This is a genomic window from Streptomyces sp. NPDC050549 (assembly GCF_040655035.1).
Lineage (GTDB): Bacteria > Actinomycetota > Actinomycetes > Streptomycetales > Streptomycetaceae > Streptomyces.
The window spans coordinates 52215-70065 of record NZ_JBFAJD010000008.1 but is presented as its reverse complement, the minus strand read 5'-3'; the positions used below and the strand labels follow the sequence as shown (position 1 = coordinate 70065).

Genomic DNA, 17851 nt, shown 5'->3' with positions numbered 1-17851 from the left:
AAGTTTCGGTTGTGCAACCGATTGGCTTCGGAGGAGTGTGGGGCGGCTCACCCCACTCGTCAATACGTCACCTTCCGGCCACGCGGGTCACCGTTCCGAGGCCGCGGGCGCAGCCGTACTGCTGCGCACCACCAGGCTCGTCGCCAGCTCCACCCGCCGCGCCGCCGAGGAATCCGGCTCGCGCGCGAGGTCTAGCACCAGCTTCGCCGCCGCCTCGGCCATCTCGGTGAGGGGCTGTCGTACGGTCGTCAGCGGCGGGCCGACCCAGCGGGCGACCGGCAGATCGTCGAAGCCGACCACGCTCAGGTCCTCCGGGATGCGCAGCCCCAGTTCGCGCGCGGCCTCGTACAGGCCGAGGGCCTGGAGGTCGTTGCCGGCGAAGACGGCGGTCGGCCGGTCCGGGCGGCGCAGCAGGTCGAGGCCGAGGCGGTAGCCGGCCTCGTGGTGGAAGTCGCCGGTCAGGATCAGCGAGCCGTCGACCGGCAGTCCGGCCGTCTCCAGCGCGGCCCGGTATCCGTCCACGCGGGCGCGGCTGCACATCATCCGGGAGGGTCCGCTGATCGCGCCGATCCGGGTGTGGCCCAGCTCGACCAGGTGCCGGGTGGCGGCCAAACCGCCCTGCCAGTTCGTCGCGCCGATCGACGGGACGTCGGCGCCCGGGTCGCCCGCCGGGTCCATCACCACGAACGGGATGGAACGGCTGGTCAGCAGCGCCCGCTGGGACTCGTCGAGCCCGGACAGGACCAGGACCACGCCGTGCGGGCGGCGGGCGGCGACCTGGTCGGCCCAGGTCCGGCCGGGCGTCAGCCGCCCCGCGCTCTCGCTCAGCACCACGCTCAGCCCGGCGTCCCGCGCCACGTTCTCCACGCCCCGGATGACCTCCAGCGCCCAGGCGCTCTCCAACTCGTGGAAGACCAGGTCGATCAGCGGGGAGCGGGTCGCCTCGGCGCGGCGGCGCCGGTAGCCGTAGACGCGGAGCAGGTCCTCGACGCGGGTGCGGGTCGCGGGGGCCACATCGGCACGGCCGTTGAGGACCTTCGAAACAGTCGGAGCCGAGACTCCGGCCTCGCGGGCGATCTCGGCGAGCGTCGCGGTCTGCGTTTCTACGGCTTTCGAAGGTTTCATGCCCGCGATCGTATCCCTGCGCGACCTCTTGACGAAGCTTCTGTCCCGCCATACGTTCCCGGAACATTCGTATAACTTACCGAAACATTCGCGAGAGGCCGCCATATGGAGTCCTACAGCAGGCGCTGGTTCCTCGGCGCCGGTGCCACCACCCTGCTCACCACCGGACTCACGGCCTGCGGCTCCAGTGACAGCACCGGCAGCAGCAGCACGGTCACCGCCTTCGTCTACGGCGACGACGCGACCAAGGTCCAGGTCAAGGCGGTCACCCGGTTCAACGCGTCGGCGGCGGCCAAGGAGGCCAAGGGCAGGATCAAGCTGGAGAAGGTGCCCGGCACCGACTACCCGGCCAAGCTGCGCACCGCGATGGGCTCACCGAACGCTCCCGACGTCTTCTTCAACTGGGGCGGCGGCTCCATCAAGGCGTACCAGGAGGCCAACCAGCTGGTCGACCTCACCGACACCATCAAGTCCGACCCGGTCCTCAAGAGCGGCTTCCTGCCCTCGGTGCTCGCGGCGGGCGCGCTCAAAGGCAGGAACTACGGCATACCGATGCGCGGCATGCAGCCGGTGATCCTCTTCTACAACAAGTCGGTCTTCGCCGCGCAGAAGCTCCAACCGCCCACCACCTGGGCAGAGTTGCTCGACATCAACAAGAAGCTGAAGGCCGCGAACATCACGCCGTTCGCGCTCGGCGGCGCCGACATCTGGCCCGAGCTGATGTGGCTGGAGTATCTGGTCGACCGGATCGGCGGTCCCGAAGTCTTCGACCGGATCAAGAACGGCGACGCGTCCGGCTGGGGCGACCCCGCCGTCCTCAAGGCCGCCGAGACGGTCAAGCAGCTCATCGACGACGGCGCCTTCGGCAAGGGCTTCAGCTCCGTGTCGTACGTCAACGGCGGCGCGCCCGCGGTCTTCGCCAAGGGCAAGGCGGCGATGCATCTGATGGGCTCGTGGGAGTACTCGACGCAGCTCGGCAAGTTCCCGGACTTCGCGAAGACCAACCTGGGGTGGGCCGCGTTCCCGAAGTACGAGGGCGGGGCGGGCGACATCCGCAACGTCGTCGGCAACCCCACCAACTACTGGTCCGTGAACGCCCGTACGGGCAACAAGGACGCGGCTATCGCGTTTCTGCGGGACTGCGCGTCGGAGGCGTACGCGAAGGACCTGGTCGCCAACGGGGACATCCCGACCACGTCGAACGCGGAGAAGCTCCTCGACTCCTCCCCCAACCCCGAGTTCGCCAAGTTCCAGTACCAACTGGTGCAGCAGGCGCCCGCGTTCACGTTGAGCTGGGACCAGGCGGTGGATCCGGATGTGTCCACGCCGATGCTGACGGAGATCAACAAGCTGTTCGTGGGGAAGAGTTCACCGGCGCAGTTCGTGTCCGCGCTCAAGGGGCTCAAATGACCCAGAGCGCAGCGGCGAAAGCCGGCCGCCCGCACGCCGTGTGGGCGATTCCCGGCGTTCTGTTCTTCGTCTTCTTCGCCGTCGCCCCCATGGTCCTGGCCTTCTATCTCTCCTTCACGAAGTGGAACGGCCTGGGTGACCCGAAACCAGTGGGCCTCGCCAACTGGCAGAAGCTGCTGCACGACGACCGGCTCACCCAATCCCTCACCGTCACGGTCCTGTTGACGGTGACGAGCTGGGCGTTCCAGACGGTCGTGTCGCTGCTGCTCGGGGTCTGGGCGGCGGGGCGGCAGCGCAACCGGGCGGTCCTCTCGGCGATCTTCTTCGTGCCGTTCCTGCTGTCCTCGACGGCCATCGCGCTGCTCTTCTACGCGCTGCTCGACCCGAACTTCGGTGTCATCCACCAGGACACGCTCGGCTCGACGAGTGGTGCGTTCCTCGCGATCGTGTTCGTCGGGGGCTGGCAGTTCATCCCCTTCCACACGCTGATCTACCAGGGCGGGGCCCGCCAGATCCCCGAAGTCCTCTACCAGGCGGCGGCAATCGACGGCGCCGGCCGCTACCGCCAGTTCTTCTCGATCACGCTGCCCCAGCTCCGCAACACGGCCACGACCTCCAGCGTGCTGATGATCGTCGGCTCGCTCACCTACTTCGAGACCGTCCTGATCCTCACCCAGGGCGGCCCCGGCACGGACACGGCGATCCTCCCGTACCTGATGTACGAGGCCGGCTTCAAGAGCTACGACTTCGGCTACGCGAGCGCGATCGCGACCTTCCTGGTCGTGGCCGCCACCGCGCTGTCCCTCGTTCTGGTCAGGCTCACCGGTTTCGGCGCGATGCGCAGTACCCGCGAAGGGATGTGACGGAGTGTCACACGACACCTTGCCGCGTCCGGCGAAGACGACAGAGGAACCCGTGGAAGAGCAGCGGCCCCGAAGGCGACGGCACTCGATCCGACGCCCCAACCCCCTCGCCGGCCTCGGCTCCCTCCTCTGGCTCGCGGTCGTCATCGTCCCCATCTACGCGATGATCTCGGCCTCCCTCACCCGCCAGGACAAGGCCCTCGGCAACAACGCCCTGAAGCCGCCCACCGATCCGACCTTCGCCAACTACAACACCGTCCTGCACAACGGCTTCGGCCACTTCCTCGCCAACACGGCACTGGTGGCGGCCGCGGTCGTGGGAATCGTCCTGGTCCTGTGCGTGCCGCTCGCCTACGTGGCCGTACGCACCCGCACGGTCTGGTCGAGCGCGGCCTTCCGCCTGTTCCTGCTGGGAGTCGCCATTCCCGCCCAGGCAGTGGTGGTCCCCCTGTACCTGATGATCGCCAAACTCGACCTCTACGACAGCCTGTTGGCGGTCATCCTCCCCACCGCGGCCTTCGCGATGCCGGTCTCCGTGCTGATCCTGACCGGCACCCTGCGGGACATCTCGGAGGACCTGTACGAGGCGATGGCGCTCGACGGCGCCTCGGCGACCCGGATGCTGTTCCAGCTGGTCGTCCCGCTGGCCAAGGGCGGTATCAGCACCGTCGTCATCTACACGGCGCTCCAGGCCTGGAACGGCTTCCTCTTCCCGCTGATCTTCACCCAGTCCGACGGGCCTCGGGTCCTCACCCTCGGACTCTTCAACTACGTAAGCCAGTTCGGCGTGAACATCCCCGCGCTGCTCGCCTCGGTCGTCCTCTCCGGCATCCCGATCTTCGCCGTCTACCTGGTGGCCCGGCGCGCCCTGGTCGGCGGCCTGATGGGCGTGGGCGGCAAGTGAACCTCCCCAACTCACCTTTCTCGACAGGAGTTTCATGACCACCGCCCCCTGGCGCGACCCCGCCCTGCCCGCCGCCGCCCGCGTGGACGACCTGCTTGCCCGGATGACCCTGGAGGAGAAGACCGCCCAGCTGTACGGAGTCTGGGTGGGCGCCGACACGGACGGCGACGGAGTCGCCCCGCTGCAGCGGGAGATGACCTCCGACTACGACTGGGACGAGCTGATCACCCATGGGCTGGGACAGCTCACCCGTTCCTTCGGTACGGCCCCGGTGGACCCGGAACTGGGTGCGCAGGCGTTGGCCCGCGCACAGCGCCGGATCGCGGCGGCCGGCCGTTTCGGGATCCCGGCCGTCGCCCACGAGGAGTGCCTCGCCGGATTCACGGCGTGGGGTGCGACGGCGTACCCGGTGCCGCTGGCCTGGGGCGCGAGCTTCGACCCGGCGCTGGTCGAGGAGATGGCCCGGCATATCGGCGCCGACCTGCGCGCGGCCGGCGTCCACCAGGGACTCGCCCCGGTCCTGGACGTCGTACGGGATCCGCGGTGGGGGCGGGTGGAGGAGACGATCGGGGAGGACCCGTATCTGGTGGGGACCATCGGTGCCGCCTATGTGCGGGGTCTTGAGTCGGCCGGGGTGGTCGCGACGCTGAAGCACTTCGCGGGGTACGCGTCCTCGGTGGGGGCGCGGAATCTGGCGCCGGTGCGGGCCGGGGTGCGGGAGTTCGCGGACGTGGTGCTGCCGCCGTTCGAGATGGCACTGCGGGAGGGCGGCGCGCGGTCGGTGATGGCCGCGTACAACGAGACGGACGGCGTGCCGGCGTCGGCGGACCCGGCGTTGCTGACCCAACTCCTGCGGGAGGACTGGCAGTTCACGGGGACGGTGGTCGCCGACTACTTCGGCATCGGTTTCCTGGAGACGCTGCACCGGGTGGCGGGCAGTCCGGCGGAGGCGGCTCACGCGGCGCTGGCGGCGGGGATCGACGTGGAGCTGCCGACGCTGAAGTGCTACGGGAAGCCGTTGGTGGAGGCGGTGCGGGCGGGGGACGTACCGGAGTCGCTGATCGAGCGGGCGGTGCGCCGAGTGCTGCTGCAGAAGTGCGAGTTGGGACTGCTGGACGAGGACTGGGCGCCGGAGCCGACCGGCCGGATCGACCTCGACTCGGCGGCGAACCGCGCGCTGGCTCGCCAACTGGCGGAGAAATCAGTGGTGTTGCTGGACAACCCGGACGGTCTGCTGCCGCTCGCCCCGGATGCCCGGATCGCGGTGGTGGGTCCCAGGGCGGCGGACGCGCTCGCCATGCTGGGCTGCTACTCCTTCCCGTCCCACGTGGGCGTCCACCACCCCGAGGTGCCGATGGGCATCGAGATCCCCACCCTGCTGGAGTCGCTGCGGGCCGAACTCCCGGACGCCAAGGTGACGTTCACGGAGGGCTGTGATGTGTCCGGGCCGGACACGACCGGTTTCGAGGAGGCGGTCGCGCGGGCGTCCGAGGCCGATGTGTGCGTGGCGGTGCTGGGCGACCGTGCGGGCCTGTTCGGGCGCGGCACGTCGGGCGAGGGCTGCGATGTGGCGGACCTCCAGCTGCCGGGCGTACAGGCCGACTTGCTGGACGCGCTCGTGTCGACGGGCGTCCCGGTGGCGCTGGTCCTGCTGACCGGCCGCCCCTACGCGCTGGGCCGTTGGCACGGTCGGCTGGGCGCGGTGGTCCAGGCGTTCTTCCCGGGTGAGGAGGGCGGTCCTGCGGTGACGGGCGTCCTCTCGGGCCGCGTGAACCCCTCCGGCCGCCTCCCGGTGAGCGTCCCGCACGTGCCGGGCGGCCAGCCGTGGACGTACCTCCAGCCTCCGCTGGGCCTGGCCGACGAGGTCAGCAACCTCGACCCGACCCCGCTGTACGCCTTCGGCCACGGCCGCTCCTACACGACGTTCGCGTGGGAGCCCACCGCATCAAGGGAGTCGGAGATCGACACGAACGGCTCCCACGACCTGACGGTCACCGTCCGCAACACCGGCGACCGGCCGGGCGCGGAGGTCGTCCAGCTGTACCTGCACGACCCGGTGGCCTCGGTGACCCGCCCGGACGTCCGCCTGATCGCCTACCAGCGGCTGGAGTTGGAGCCTGGCGAGGCGTCCCGGGTGACCTTCCGCTTCCACGCGGACCTGTCGGCGTTCACGGACCGCTCGGGGCGCCGGGTGGTTGAACCGGGGGCGCTGGAACTACGGTTGTCGGCGTCCAGCACGGACGTACGGCACACCGCGCGGCTGAATCTCACGGGACCTGTGAGAGTGCTCGGCATCGACCGGCGGCTGCGGTGCGAGACGGAGGTGTCGGGGGTGAGGTGAGCGACCCCCGCGCCGGAGACACGGGGGATGCGATGGTCAGGTACGTACACACCGAACTGACGGCCGCTCTGGCATTGTTGGCCGGCACCGGGATGGGGGCGGCGGTGGCGGTCGGCGTGCACGACACGTCGGTACTGCGGGCCGGCCCGGTGGGGAAGGTGGCCGTCTTCGCGGTCGTGTTCCTCACGCTCGTGACCTTGGTGCGGGGAACACGCCTCAAGTGGGTCGGCGAGGTGGCGAACTTCGAGGACGCGGTCCCGCTGTCGGGCCCTGAACCGGCCCCGGCCCGGCGTCCGTTCGGCCTCGGCAGGCTTCTGCTGTTCCTGTTGCCGAACCTGGTCGTGGGCGTGCTCGGGTTCACCTGGGTGCTCGTGGTCCCTCTGGTGATGGCGCTGGACTGGCTGGCCAAGGCCGCCGTCGGCGCCCGCTGGGAGCGCGGGCACGGGCGGCTTCTGTGGCTGGGCCACGACAAGGAGGAGCCGTCACGGCTGTCGTACTCCCCCCTCAGCCCTCTCCCACCGACTCGAACCGCCACCGATGCACCGCCCGCATGACCAAGTCCTCATCCGGCTCAGGGAGTTCGGGCAGCTCGGTGTCGTAGTCCGCGTCCCACCACGTGATGACGAGGACGCGGTCCCGGGGGGCGCGGAGGAACTCCCGGCGCAGGGGTTCGGCCGCGAGTCGCTGGGCCCGTGCCCAGGACAGGAGTTCCTCGCCCCGCCCCTCGGCCGCCTTCGCCTCCCACATCAACGCGACCCTCACGAGTACAGGTTCTCCTTGCTGGCCTCGTGCACATGGTCGTGACCGGGGACGTGAGTCTCCGTGACCGGCAGCGAGGAGTCCGCCGACAGGTCCCAGTCCGAGGCGGCCCGGTTGCGGGCCACCATCTCCGCGCCGAGCGCAGCGACCATCGCGCCGTTGTCCGTGCACAGCTTGGGACGCGGCACGCGGAGGCGGATGCCGGCGGCCTCGCAGCGCTCCGCCGCCAGGGCCCGCAGGCGGGAGTTCGCGGCGACTCCGCCGCCGATCATCAGGTGGTCGACGCCCTCGTCCTTGCAGGCCCGTACGGCCTTGCGGGTGAGGACGTCGACGACCGCCTCCTGGAAGGACGCCGACACATCGCGCACCGGCACGTCCTCCCCGGCCGCCCGCTTCGCCTCGATCCAGCGGGCCACGGACGTCTTGAGCCCGGAGAAGGAGAAGTCGTACGCCGGGTCGCGCGGCCCGGTCAGTCCGCGCGGGAAGGTGATCGCCGTGGGGTCGCCCTCCTTCGCGTACCGGTCGATGACCGGCCCGCCCGGGAAGCCGAGGTTCAGCACACGCGCGATCTTGTCGAAGGCCTCGCCCGCCGCGTCGTCGATCGTCGCGCCCAGCGGCCGTACGTCCGAGGTGATGTCCGAGGAGAGGAGGAGCGAGGAGTGGCCGCCGGACACCAGCAGCGCCATCGTCGGCTCCGGCAGCGCGCCGTGTTCGAGCTGGTCCACGCAGATGTGGGAGGCCAGGTGGTTCACGCCGTAGAGCGGCTTGCCCAGCGCGTAGGCGTACGCCTTGGCCGCCGAGACGCCCACCAGCAGCGCGCCCGCGAGCCCGGGGCCCGCCGTGACCGCGATGCCGTCGAGGTCGCCGGCGCTGACACCCGCGTCCTTCAGGGCGCGCTGGATCGTGGGGACCATCGCCTCCAGGTGGGCGCGGGAGGCCACCTCCGGTACGACCCCGCCGAAGCGGGCGTGTTCGTCGACGCTGGACGCGACCGCGTCCGCGAGCAGGGTGTGGCCGCGGACGATGCCGACGCCGGTCTCGTCGCAGGAGGTCTCGATGCCGAGGACGAGGGGTTCGTCAGTCATTGAAGTCGGTTCCTTGTACGGAAGTCGACCCCGCAGCGGAGCTGCTGTCGGGGTCTGTGGTCAGGCGCATCACCAGGGCGTCGACGTTGCCCGGCTGGTAGTAGCCGCGCCGGAAGCCGATGGGCACGAAGCCGAAGCGCTCGTAGAGCTTCTGCGCGCGGACGTTGTCGACGCGGCATTCGAGCATGACCTCGGCGCACTCGAACTCGCTTGCCGCGCTGAGGAGTTCGGTCAGGAGGGTGGAGCCGAGGCCGGTGCCCCAGTGGTCGCGGGCCACGGCGATGGTCTGGATGTCGGCCCCCGCGGCGGAGCCGCTGTCAGATGCAGTGCCGGTGGTGGCGAGGCCCGCGTAGCCGACGACCCGGACACCGCCCTCGTACTGTTCACCGGTCACCTCGGCCACCAGGTACCGGCGGGTCGCCTCGGCGCCCCGCGCGTGTGCCAGTTCGGACCAGAACATGCCCCGGGACCAGGCGTCCTCGGGGAAGAGGTCCTTCTCCAGTTCCAGCACGGGATCGATGTCCCACCAGCGCATCTCGCGCAGTCGAGGGCTCGTGGATTCGGTCACTTGGGGGTGACCACCTTGTAGTTCTTGGGGACCTGGGCGTCGGGGCGGCGCAGGTAGAGCGGCCGGGGCGCGGCGAGCTCCACGCCCGCCGCGAGTCTCTCGGCGGCCAGGGAGGCGAGTGCGGCGGCGGACACGTGCTCGGGCTCGTGGGCGGACGGGAAGGTGTCCGGGTAGAGCAGGGCACCCGCACCGACGGCGGGCACTCCCGCGACCTGGTCGGCGATGTCGGCGGGCCGGTCCACGGCCGGGTCGGTGACCCGGGTGCGGGAGTCGGCGTAGCGGGCCCAGTAGACCTCCTTGCGGCGCGCGTCGGTGGCCACGACGAAGGGGACGTCGAGGTCGGTGGCGTAGGCCAGGCCGTCCAGCGTGCACACACCGTGCACGGGCACACCGAGCGCGAGCCCGAAGGTGTCGGCGGTCATCAGCCCGACGCGCAGTCCGGTGTAGGGGCCGGGGCCGATGCCCACGACGATTCCCGTGACGGCGTCGAGCCTGAGCCCCGCGTCGGCGAGCACACGGTCGACGGCCGGGAGCAGCAGCTCACCGTGGCGGCGCGCGTCCACCTGACTCGACGAGGCGACGACGGCCTCGCCGTCGTGCAGGGCGACGGTGACTGCGGGGGTGGCGGTATCCAGAGCGAGCAAGAGCACGCAAACAGCCTACGGCTCCGGCGCCCCGGGCACGGCCGCCCCGGTCGGCCCGGCCCGACTGCTACCGTCACCTACAGTCACCGCACTTACTGGACATACAAGACACGGAGGTGGGCGCCGATGGCCGGCAGCAGCTCGGGAATCGTGGCCGGGCTCACCGTGGCGGCCGTCGCCACGGTCGGTTTCCTCGCCTATCAGGCGTCGGCGAGCGTCCCGCCCGGACTGGGGAGTACGGCCCGGGCGAGCGCCCCGCCGGCGGTGGCCACCACGAAGGCGCCCCGCGACCGGAAGAACCCCGGCGCGCTGCCCGCGGGCTCCGGCAAGGGCGAGCGGGTCGTGTACTCGCTGGACGACGACCGGGTGTGGCTGGTCGCCAAGAACAACAAGGTCAACCGGACGTTCGAGGTCACCCCCGGGACGGTGGATCCGACCCTGGGCTCCTACTGGGTCACGTCCCGCTCGAACGCGGTCACCGGCACCGACGGCACCCCCATCCAGCACGTCGTCCGCTTCACCAGCACGGACGGGATCGCGATCGGCTTCAGCGCGGCGGTCGGCGGCGCGACCCGGGAACCCGATCCCACGGTGAAGTCCGGCGGCATCCGCGAGTCGGTCGAGGACGGCACGGCCATGTGGGACTTCGCGACGATCGGGCAGTCGGTCGTGGTGATCCACTAGGGGATGAGGAGCGTGCCCCGAGGGGGCGCGGGGAACTGCGCGACCAGCCCCCACCGCCCCGCAGCCGAACGACTACGCAGCTTTGCGCGGCTCAACCGGCGGAGCCTCACGCGGTGGGGTCGAGATCGCCTTCGCCGCCTCACCGGCCGCCAGCAGCTCGCGCATGGACACCCCGGCGAACGCGTACGGCTGCGGGCGGTCCTGGTTCTCTGAAGCCGACGAAGCCGACATGGACGCCTCCTGGGACCTGGGGGCAGACGTAGTTAGGTAGACCTAACTACGAACTGGATACCATGTGACCACGCGCGGGACCCCGAACGCAACATCTTGCCGACACCTTGTCGGAACCCGCACGACCGGCACCTCCCGGTCAGACGCCGAGCACGCTCAGTTCAACCGCGGCCCAGCGCTCGCCCAGCCCGGTGACGGTGACGTGCCGCACCTCGTCCGTGGTGTCTCCGACGGCCCGGTGGATGACGACCGCCAGCCGGTCGTCCGTCAGCTCCTCGACCTTGCCCTCGCCCCACTCCACGACGATCACCGACTCGGGCAGCGAGACGTCGAGGTCCAGGTCCTCCATGTCGTCGAGCCCGCCGCTGAGGCGGTACGCGTCGACGTGGACCAGCGGCGGCCCGCCGCCGAGCGGGGGGTGCACGCGCGCGATGACGAACGTCGGAGAGGTGACCGCGCCGCGCACGCCGAGTCCCTCCCCCAGTCCCCGGGTCAGCGTCGTCTTGCCGGCGCCGAGCTCCCCGGTGAGCATCACCAGGTCGCCCGCGCGCAGCAGCTTGGCCAGGCGGCGTCCCAACTCCCCCATCTGCTCTGGGGAGTTGACGGTGATCGAGACGGACAGGGGCTCAGCCGCGTTGTGCGGTGCTGCTGGTGCTTCCATAGCCACTTACGGTAGCCCCTGCGGGCACGGCACCCGCGCGGGTGAGCAGGTCGGCGAGGCGGTCGGTGACCACCTCCGGGTGCTCCAGCATGACCAGGTGCCCGGCGTCCGGCACGAGCACCAGCTCGGCGTCCGGCAACAGGTCGGCGATGGCCTCGCTGTGCTCACTGGGCGTGACGAGATCGCCGATCCCGGCCAGCACGAGCACCGGCATGTCCTTGAAGTGGGGGAGGGCCGCGGTCTTGTCGTGGTCGGTGAAGGCCGGGTAGAACTCGGCGACCACGTCGATGGGCGTGCCCTCGATCATCCGCTCGGCAAACCGCGCCACCGCCGGGTCGACGTCCCTGGACGCGAACGAGTACCGCTTGATGATCCCGGTGAACAGATCGGCGGTGGCCCGCCGCCCCCGCTCCACCAGCGCCGCCTGCTGACCGAGCGCCTTCAGCACACCGGGCAGCACCCGCCGCACCGCGTTGACACCGGCGACGGGCAGCCCGAAGTTGACCTCGCCGAGCCGCCCGGAGGACGTACCGACGAAGGCGGTGGCCACGACCCGGTCGCGGATCAGCTCCGGGTACTGGTCGGCGAGCGCCATCACCGTCATGCCGCCCATGGAGTGCCCGACGAGCACGATCGGCCCCTCGGGCACGGCCGCGTCGAGCACGGCCCTCAGGTCGCGGCCCAACTGGTCGATGGTGAGCGGCATGTCGTCTTCGAGCTGCGCCACCCCGCGCGCGGAACGGCCGTGGCTGCGCTGGTCCCAGTGCACCGTCCGTACGACCCCGCGCAGGGCCGCCCGCTGGAAGTGCCAGGAGTCCTGGTTGAGGCAGTAGCCGTGACTGAAGACGACGGTGACCGGGGCGGGCGCCTTGCGTCCGAAGAGCCGGCGGCGCTTGGGCGTGACGGCGACCTCGGGCTCGATGTCGTCGACCTCGTAGTACAGCTCGGTGCCGTCGTCCGCGACGGCCGTGCCGGGGATGCCGCGCAGTGAGCCGTACGGTCCCGTGGAGTCGAGCGCGAGCCGGGCCTGCTCGCGCATACCGCGCCCGACCGTCATCCGCTCTATGGCGACACCGGCCGCGGCCCCCGCGGCGATCACGCCTATCGCGGCGCCCGCGATGCCGGTCACCTTGCGCCAGTTGCCGCCCGCCCCCGTGGCGGCGGAGGCGATCGCGGCGACCGCCTCCGCACTGCTCTCGCTCACGTCCCGCTCCTCTTCCCGTCCCGGCCCTGCGCCGCGTCGTCCGACTCATCCCCGGGGACGTCTTCGTCGACGAGCACGTCCTCATTGACGTAGACGCGGGGAACGCGCGTTCCGATGCGGGTGACGATTTCGTAGGCGATGGTGCCCGCGGCCTGTGCCCAGTCCTCGGCGGTGGGCTCGCCGCGGTCGCCGGGGCCGAAGAGGATCGCCTCCGCCCCGGGCTCCGGCTCGTCCCCTCCGAGGTCCACGACGAACTGGTCCATGGCGACCCGCCCCGCGACCGTGCGCCACTTGCCGCCGACCAGCACCGGGCCGGTGCCGGAGGCGTGCCGGGGGATGCCGTCCGCGTAGCCGACGGGGATGAGGCCGAGGGTCGTGGTGCCCGGAGTGACGTAGTGGTGGCCGTAGCTGACCCCGTGGCCGCCCGGTACCTGCTTCACCAGGGCGACGGACGCCTTCAGGGTCATCACCGGCCGCAGCCCGAAGTCGGCCGGGGAGCCCTGCTCGGGGATGGGCGAGACGCCGTAGACGGCGATTCCGGTGCGGACGAGGTCGAAGTGGGAGTCGGGGCGGGTGAGGGTGGCGGGCGAGTTGGCGATGTGGCGGACCTCGGGACGTACGCCCTGTGCTTCCGCGTACGCGACCATCTCGCGGAAGAGGGCGAGTTGGGCGTCGACGGAGGGGTGCCCGGGTTCGTCGGCGCAGGCGAAGTGGGACCAGAGGCCGGTGACGCGGAGCAGCCCTTCGGCCTCCGCGCGCAGGGCCTCGCCGACGAGTTCGGCCCAGTCGCCGCCGGGCTGGCAGCCGTTGCGCCCGAGTCCGGTGTCGGCCTTGAGCTGCACGCGCGCGGGGAGACCGGCTTCGCGGGCTGCTGCCACGACCTCCCGCAGCGCCCACATGTCGCTGAGCGACATGTCGAGGTCGGCCTCGATGGCCTCGCGCCACGGTCCGCCGGGTGTCCAGAGCCAGCACATGATCCGTACCCCGGCCGGCAGTCCGGCGCGGGCCCGCAGGTCGAGTGCCTCCTCGGGGGTGGCCGTGCCCAGCCAGGACGCCCCCGCCCCGACGGCCGCGCGGGCGCAGGGCACGGCGCCGTGGCCGTACGCGTCGGACTTCACGACGGCCATGAGGGCGGCGCCCGGCGCGAGGGCGCGCAGGGTCCGCACATTGGCCCGCAGGGCACCGAGGTCGATCTCGGCGCGGGCACGCAGGGGCGCGGTCGGCGCAGGTGCTGTCTCGTTCATGACGCCCCCAGTCTCTCAGAGGGGACTGACAAGCCCGTAGGCCCGCCTAGTTTCCGGGGCGATGTCCCCACACGTAGACGCGGTCGCCCTTCTTGAGCACACCCCACAGCTTGCGGGCGTCGGCCAGCCGGAGGTTGACGCAGCCCCAGGAGCCGGTGGTGGTGTAGATGCTGCCGTAGACGGCGTGGAAGGCGATGCCGCCGTCGAAGAACTGGGCATACGGCATCGGGCTGTTGTAGAGCGTCGACCAGTGGTTCTTGTGCTTCCAGTAGATCTTGTGCCAGCCGCCCCGGGTGACGTGTCCGGTGCGCCCGCTGCGCATCGGCACCGGTCCGAAGACGACCTTCTTGCCCTTCTGCACCCAGGTGAGCTGCCGGTCGAGATCGACACAGGCGACGCGGTACGAGCGGACGGGGCACTTCCGGGCCGCGTTCGGGTTCTTCTTCGCGGCGAGGAGCTGCATCCGCGCCCAGGTCACGGGTCCGGCGAAGCCGATCGCGGGCTTGATGCCCTGCTTCTTCTGGAAGGCCCTGATCGCCCTGCAGTCGGCGGCCGACTGCCGACCGTCCACCTTCAGCTTCAGCCACCGCTCCACGCCCCGCTGGTAGGGCCCGGTCTGCTTGCTGCAGGAGACCTTCGCCACGGCGTCCCCGATCGGTACGTACTCGACGAGCGCGTACGTCCCAGGCGCCGCGTCCCTCGGCTCGACCCGGTCCTCCTCGGCGGTCGGCGTGTACACCTTCGGTACGAGGGCCTGGTCGGGTGTGTCGATCTGCCAGGGCTGATACGGCCCCGGGGGCACGCCCGGCACGAGTTCGGTCTCGCCGGGCCCGGGTGCCGGCCCGGGCCCGTCGGCCCAGGCGGTCCCGGTCCCGACAGGGAGGACGATCACCGCGGTGAGCAGCACCGCGATGCTTCTGTGCGCGATTCGTGTACTGATCATGCGATCAGAGAAACGCGGTACCCCGGCGGTGAGCGGGTGCCGCGCGGAGGGGTCACCCTTATTGGCGAGCGTTCGGTGTACCGGCCCGGCCGGCGTTCTCAGTCACGCACGTCCCGCCACGCCGTCCGCACCGCCTCCGCCACGTCGTGCGCCCCCACCGGCGCCCCGTCCGCCGCCAGCCGCCCCGCGAGACCGTGCAGATACGCCCCCACGCTGCCCGCGTCGAACGCCGGCAGCCCCGCCGCCAGCAACGAGCCCGCGAGCCCCGACAGCACGTCCCCGCTGCCCGCCGTGGCCAGCCAGCCGGTGCCCGTCGGATTGACCCGCACCGCACCGCCCCCGGAGTCGGCGACCAACGTCGTCGAGCCCTTGAGCAGCACGATCGCCCCGTACCGCCGCGCCAGCTCCCGCACCGACGAGAGCCGGGCCGCCTCGACCTCCGCGCGCGGGACCCCGAGGAGCGCGGCGGCCTCCCCCGCGTGGGGGGTCATCAGCGTCGGCGCCGTACGCGCCCGTACGGCATCCGGGTCCGCCAGCCGCAGCCCGTCCGCGTCGATGAGCACCGGCACGTCGGCCGTCACCACCTCCGCCACGGTCGCCGCGTCGTCGCCCGCCCCCGGCCCGACGACCCACGCCTGCACCCGCCCCGCCTTGGACGGCCCCCGGTCCGACACCAGGGTCTCCGGGAACCTCGCGATCACCGCGTCCGCGGCCGGACCGACGTACCGTACGGCCCCCGCGCCGCCCCGCAGCGCCCCGGCGACGGCGAGCACGGCCGCGCCCGGGTAGCGCCCGGACCCGGCGGCGATGCCCACGACTCCGCGCCGGTACTTGTCGCTCTCGGCGTCCGGCACGGGCAGCAGCGCCGCCACGTCCGCGTGCTGCAGGGCCTCCAGCTCGGGTTCGGCGGGCAGTTCGGCGCCGAGTCCGATGTCGACGAACCGTAGGGAACCGGCGTACTCGCGCGCGGGGTCGATCAGCAGCCCCGGCTTGTGGGTGCCGAAGGTGACGGTGAGGTCGGCCCGGACCGCGGCGCCCCGCACCTCGCCGGTGTCCGCCTCGACGCCGCTCGGCAGATCGACGGCGACGACGACACCCCGGGAGTCCCGGGCGAGGGTCGCGAGCCGCGCGGCGTCCGGCCGCAGCCCGCCCCGGCCGCCGATCCCGACGATGCCGTCGAGGACGAGATCGGCGCGCAGGACCGGTTCCTCGGCTGCGTCCGGCGACACGGTACGACCACCCGCGCGGAGCAGTGCCGCGAGCCCGCGCGCGTGGGTGCGGTCGGGCGCGAGCAGGACCGCCGTGACGGCCGCCCCGCGCCGGGCCAGCCGTGCCCCCGCGTAGAGCGCGTCACCGCCGTTGTCCCCGCTGCCGACCAGCAGCGCCACCCGGCTGCCGTAGACCCGGCCCGTCAACTGGGCGCAGGCGACGGCCAGTCCGGCCGCGGCACGCTGCATCAGGGCGCCCTCGGGAAGCCGTGCCATCAGCCGCCGTTCGGCCGCCCTTACCGTCTCCACGCTGTACGCAGTACGCATGCGGTCGAGTCTGCCCCGGGAGGGGTGTGGCACGCACCCGGGCGGACCGGGTTCCCCGTCACCCCTCCGCGATCACCACCGCCGAAGCCACCCCCGCGTCATGGCTCAACGACACGTGCCAGGAGCGGACGCCCAGTTCGGCCGCCCGCGCGGCGACCGTGCCCGTCACCCGCAGCCGGGGCCGCCCGCTGTCCTCGACGTAGACCTCGGCGTCCGTCCAGTGCAGCCCGGCCGGCGCGCCCAGCGCCTTCGCCAGGGCCTCCTTCGCGGCGAAGCGGGCGGCGAGGGAGGCGGCCCCCCGGCGCTCCCCGCTCGGCAGCAGCAACTCGCTGTCCAGGAAGAGGCGTCGGGCCATCCCGGGCGTACGCGCCAGCGACGCCGCGAACCGGTCGATCTCGGCCACGTCGATACCAACCCCGATGATGCTCATGCCGAGCACCCTACGGCGGCACCGGTCCTGCCCTTGCGGGCAGGCGAAGCGGTTTTCCGGCGCGGGTTCGTTGCCCCTGAGTACCTCGCGGGGGCGCCCGGTCAGCCTGTAGACAACGAAGATCGCGACTCCAGGCCAGAGGTGAGGACGTGCACGCCCGAGACGAAGCCCGCGCGCGGGACGCCGTATCCCGGCGTGCCCCGCTGAGCGGACCCACAGCCGACACCGCCACCCGGCCCGCCCACGAGTTGCTGTCGCTCCAGTCGAGGGCGGGCAACGCCAACGTCGCACGGATGCTCGGCCAGGAGGGGCGCCCCGCACCGGCCGTGCAGCGGGCGCCGGTGGTCCAGCGGAACAAGCTGCTGAACGGGAACATCTCGTTCACCAACGTGTCCCTCAAGTTCCCGGAATCGCAGGGCAAGGCCACCCGGGTGCTGGAACTCCTGTCCGCCAACACGGCGATCAAGTCCTTCCTCAACGGCCGGACCTGCCGGATCACGCTGGAGAAGCGGACGTCACAGGCCCCGGCGGACGTCGTCGACAAGGGGGCCGACGGCGTCTTCGTGACGATGGCGGCCTACTACCTGGAGAACTACGACATCGGCTACATCGTGGGCATGCTCTGCCACGAGTTCGGCATCCATCCGATGGCGGCCGCCGCCCCCAACATGCGCGACGAGGAGGATGCCTTCCGAAGCGTGCCCTTCCCGGTGCCGGGCCTTGAGGACAAGCCGCATCCCGACGGATTCGCCTCGATGAACACCGACGCCGCCAAGCAGGCCGACCATGTGCTCGGCGCCATCCCCGGGAGCCCGCGGTACACCATCTACCGCGACCTCACCCTGGAGATGGCCGACCTGCTGCTGCGGGACGCGCGCAACAAGGCGCCGGGCGCCCGGGAACAGGACGTCACCGACCTCATCGACTGCTTCCTCATGGACGTGGCCTCGATCGCCGCGACGAACGACAACCGCCTGCGCGGAATGCCCGTCCTGGGCAACAGCGAGGGCCCGGCGATCCGCCAGGACATCGCGTCCGTGTACAACGCCTACAAGTCCCGCCTCGCCGACGACCTCTCGGAGCAACGGCACCCCATCAAGCCCCTGTTCCCCCCGGAGAAGACCCCGGAAGCCGTCAAGGCCGACTTCAACACCCTTCTGGGGCGCATCACCAAGGGCGCGTTCCGGGCGTGGAGCATCGACAACAGCGACTAGACGAGC

Annotated in this window: 19 protein-coding genes; 7 read left to right on the top strand and 12 right to left on the bottom strand. The window is 71.5% G+C overall.

The genetic code is table 11. From position 1 onward, the window contains the following. Nucleotides 1-87: 87 nt before the first annotated feature. Nucleotides 88-1125: a LacI family DNA-binding transcriptional regulator gene (locus tag AB0I51_RS14335; RefSeq protein ID WP_362974812.1), complete on the bottom strand. Its 1038-nt coding sequence runs from the start codon at nt 1123-1125 to the stop codon at nt 88-90. Between the two features lie 105 nt (nt 1126-1230). Between AB0I51_RS14335 and AB0I51_RS14330 the strand changes: the two genes are divergently transcribed. The 5 genes from AB0I51_RS14330 to AB0I51_RS14310 are packed head-to-tail and all read left to right on the top strand — an operon-like array spanning nt 1231 to nt 7197. Next, nucleotides 1231-2535 carry an extracellular solute-binding protein gene (locus AB0I51_RS14330; RefSeq protein ID WP_362974810.1) on the top strand — a complete coding sequence of 435 codons (1305 nt, stop codon included), beginning with the start codon at nt 1231-1233 and terminating at the stop codon, nt 2533-2535. After that, entirely contained in the window at nt 2532-3398 is an 867-nt protein-coding gene (locus AB0I51_RS14325; RefSeq protein WP_362974808.1) for a sugar ABC transporter permease, read from the top strand. The genes AB0I51_RS14330 and AB0I51_RS14325 overlap by 4 nt, the downstream gene beginning before the upstream one ends. 52 nt (nt 3399-3450) lie before the next feature. Then, nucleotides 3451-4302, top strand: a complete 852-nt coding sequence (locus tag AB0I51_RS14320) for a carbohydrate ABC transporter permease (protein ID WP_362974806.1) — start codon at nt 3451-3453, stop codon at nt 4300-4302. Nucleotides 4303-4336: 34 nt separating this feature from the next. Then, on the top strand, nt 4337-6643 hold the full coding sequence (locus AB0I51_RS14315) for a glycoside hydrolase family 3 N-terminal domain-containing protein (RefSeq protein ID WP_362974804.1): 2307 nt from the start codon (nt 4337-4339) through the stop codon (nt 6641-6643). Next, nucleotides 6640-7197, top strand: a complete 558-nt coding sequence (locus tag AB0I51_RS14310) for a hypothetical protein (RefSeq protein ID WP_362974802.1) — start codon at nt 6640-6642, stop codon at nt 7195-7197. Before AB0I51_RS14315 ends, AB0I51_RS14310 begins: the two co-directional genes overlap by 4 nt. Here the strand turns inward: AB0I51_RS14310 and AB0I51_RS14305 are convergent. Genes AB0I51_RS14305 through tsaB form a run of 4 tightly spaced genes read right to left on the bottom strand, consistent with a single transcriptional unit; the run spans nt 7148 to nt 9705 of the window. After that, on the bottom strand, nt 7148-7405 hold the full coding sequence (locus AB0I51_RS14305; protein WP_362974800.1) for a hypothetical protein: 258 nt from the start codon (nt 7403-7405) through the stop codon (nt 7148-7150). The two genes, AB0I51_RS14310 and AB0I51_RS14305, sit on opposite strands and share 50 nt — an antisense overlap. Beyond that, a complete protein-coding gene (gene tsaD, locus AB0I51_RS14300) occupies nt 7402-8487 on the bottom strand; it encodes a tRNA (adenosine(37)-N6)-threonylcarbamoyltransferase complex transferase subunit TsaD (RefSeq protein WP_362974798.1) in 1086 nt (361 codons plus the stop codon). The genes AB0I51_RS14305 and tsaD overlap by 4 nt, the downstream gene beginning before the upstream one ends. Beyond that, on the bottom strand, nt 8480-9055 hold the full coding sequence (locus tag AB0I51_RS14295; protein WP_362974796.1) for a GNAT family N-acetyltransferase: 576 nt from the start codon (nt 9053-9055) through the stop codon (nt 8480-8482). The genes tsaD and AB0I51_RS14295 overlap by 8 nt, the downstream gene beginning before the upstream one ends. Then, complete coding sequence (tsaB, locus tag AB0I51_RS14290) at nt 9052-9705, bottom strand: tRNA (adenosine(37)-N6)-threonylcarbamoyltransferase complex dimerization subunit type 1 TsaB (protein ID WP_362974794.1); 654 nt, start codon at nt 9703-9705, stop codon at nt 9052-9054. The genes AB0I51_RS14295 and tsaB overlap by 4 nt, the downstream gene beginning before the upstream one ends. A gap of 120 nt (nt 9706-9825) precedes the next feature. On the opposite strand from tsaB, the gene AB0I51_RS14285 reads away from it, so the two are divergent. Continuing rightward, complete coding sequence (locus AB0I51_RS14285; protein WP_362974792.1) at nt 9826-10383, top strand: hypothetical protein; 558 nt, start codon at nt 9826-9828, stop codon at nt 10381-10383. Nucleotides 10384-10455: 72 nt separating this feature from the next. Here AB0I51_RS14285 and AB0I51_RS14280 read toward each other — a convergent pair whose 3' ends face one another. The 7 genes from AB0I51_RS14280 to AB0I51_RS14250 form a co-directional block, all read right to left on the bottom strand. Continuing rightward, a complete protein-coding gene (locus AB0I51_RS14280; RefSeq protein ID WP_362974790.1) occupies nt 10456-10614 on the bottom strand; it encodes a hypothetical protein in 159 nt (52 codons plus the stop codon). A gap of 139 nt (nt 10615-10753) precedes the next feature. Then, on the bottom strand, nt 10754-11275 hold the full coding sequence (gene tsaE, locus AB0I51_RS14275) for a tRNA (adenosine(37)-N6)-threonylcarbamoyltransferase complex ATPase subunit type 1 TsaE (RefSeq protein WP_362974788.1): 522 nt from the start codon (nt 11273-11275) through the stop codon (nt 10754-10756). Beyond that, nucleotides 11241-12479 carry an alpha/beta hydrolase gene (locus AB0I51_RS14270; protein WP_362974786.1) on the bottom strand — a complete coding sequence of 413 codons (1239 nt, stop codon included), beginning with the start codon at nt 12477-12479 and terminating at the stop codon, nt 11241-11243. Before AB0I51_RS14270 ends, tsaE begins: the two co-directional genes overlap by 35 nt. Then, nucleotides 12476-13723, bottom strand: coding sequence for an alanine racemase (gene alr, locus AB0I51_RS14265; RefSeq protein WP_362974784.1), 1248 nt, complete (start codon nt 13721-13723; stop codon nt 12476-12478). The genes AB0I51_RS14270 and alr overlap by 4 nt, the downstream gene beginning before the upstream one ends. A 46-nt stretch (nt 13724-13769) precedes the next feature. Beyond that, nucleotides 13770-14666 carry a L,D-transpeptidase family protein gene (locus AB0I51_RS14260; protein WP_362974782.1) on the bottom strand — a complete coding sequence of 299 codons (897 nt, stop codon included), beginning with the start codon at nt 14664-14666 and terminating at the stop codon, nt 13770-13772. Nucleotides 14667-14764: 98 nt separating this feature from the next. Then, complete coding sequence (locus tag AB0I51_RS14255; protein WP_362974780.1) at nt 14765-16201, bottom strand: NAD(P)H-hydrate dehydratase; 1437 nt, start codon at nt 16199-16201, stop codon at nt 14765-14767. 58 nt (nt 16202-16259) lie between these two features. Continuing rightward, on the bottom strand, nt 16260-16631 hold the full coding sequence (locus tag AB0I51_RS14250; protein WP_362974778.1) for a holo-ACP synthase: 372 nt from the start codon (nt 16629-16631) through the stop codon (nt 16260-16262). Between the two features lie 149 nt (nt 16632-16780). Here AB0I51_RS14250 and AB0I51_RS14245 point away from each other — a divergent pair, with 149 nt between their 5' ends. Beyond that, a complete protein-coding gene (locus AB0I51_RS14245; RefSeq protein WP_362974776.1) occupies nt 16781-17845 on the top strand; it encodes a hypothetical protein in 1065 nt (354 codons plus the stop codon). Nucleotides 17846-17851 lie beyond the last annotated feature (6 nt).

Coding starts and splice junctions, on each gene's coding strand:
- AB0I51_RS14335 (WP_362974812.1), bottom strand. CDS start 1,125: ATGAAACCTTCGAAAGCCGTAGAAACGCAGACCGCGACGCTCGCCGAG.
- AB0I51_RS14330 (WP_362974810.1), top strand. CDS start 1,231: ATGGAGTCCTACAGCAGGCGCTGGTTCCTCGGCGCCGGTGCCACCACC.
- AB0I51_RS14325 (WP_362974808.1), top strand. CDS start 2,532: ATGACCCAGAGCGCAGCGGCGAAAGCCGGCCGCCCGCACGCCGTGTGG.
- AB0I51_RS14315 (WP_362974804.1), top strand. CDS start 4,337: ATGACCACCGCCCCCTGGCGCGACCCCGCCCTGCCCGCCGCCGCCCGC.
- tsaD (WP_362974798.1), bottom strand. CDS start 8,487: ATGACTGACGAACCCCTCGTCCTCGGCATCGAGACCTCCTGCGACGAG.
- AB0I51_RS14285 (WP_362974792.1), top strand. CDS start 9,826: ATGGCCGGCAGCAGCTCGGGAATCGTGGCCGGGCTCACCGTGGCGGCC.
- AB0I51_RS14280 (WP_362974790.1), bottom strand. CDS start 10,614: ATGTCGGCTTCGTCGGCTTCAGAGAACCAGGACCGCCCGCAGCCGTAC.
- tsaE (WP_362974788.1), bottom strand. CDS start 11,275: ATGGAAGCACCAGCAGCACCGCACAACGCGGCTGAGCCCCTGTCCGTC.
- alr (WP_362974784.1), bottom strand. CDS start 13,723: ATGAACGAGACAGCACCTGCGCCGACCGCGCCCCTGCGTGCCCGCGCC.
- AB0I51_RS14260 (WP_362974782.1), bottom strand. CDS start 14,666: ATGATCAGTACACGAATCGCGCACAGAAGCATCGCGGTGCTGCTCACC.
- AB0I51_RS14255 (WP_362974780.1), bottom strand. CDS start 16,201: ATGCGTACTGCGTACAGCGTGGAGACGGTAAGGGCGGCCGAACGGCGG.
- AB0I51_RS14250 (WP_362974778.1), bottom strand. CDS start 16,631: ATGAGCATCATCGGGGTTGGTATCGACGTGGCCGAGATCGACCGGTTC.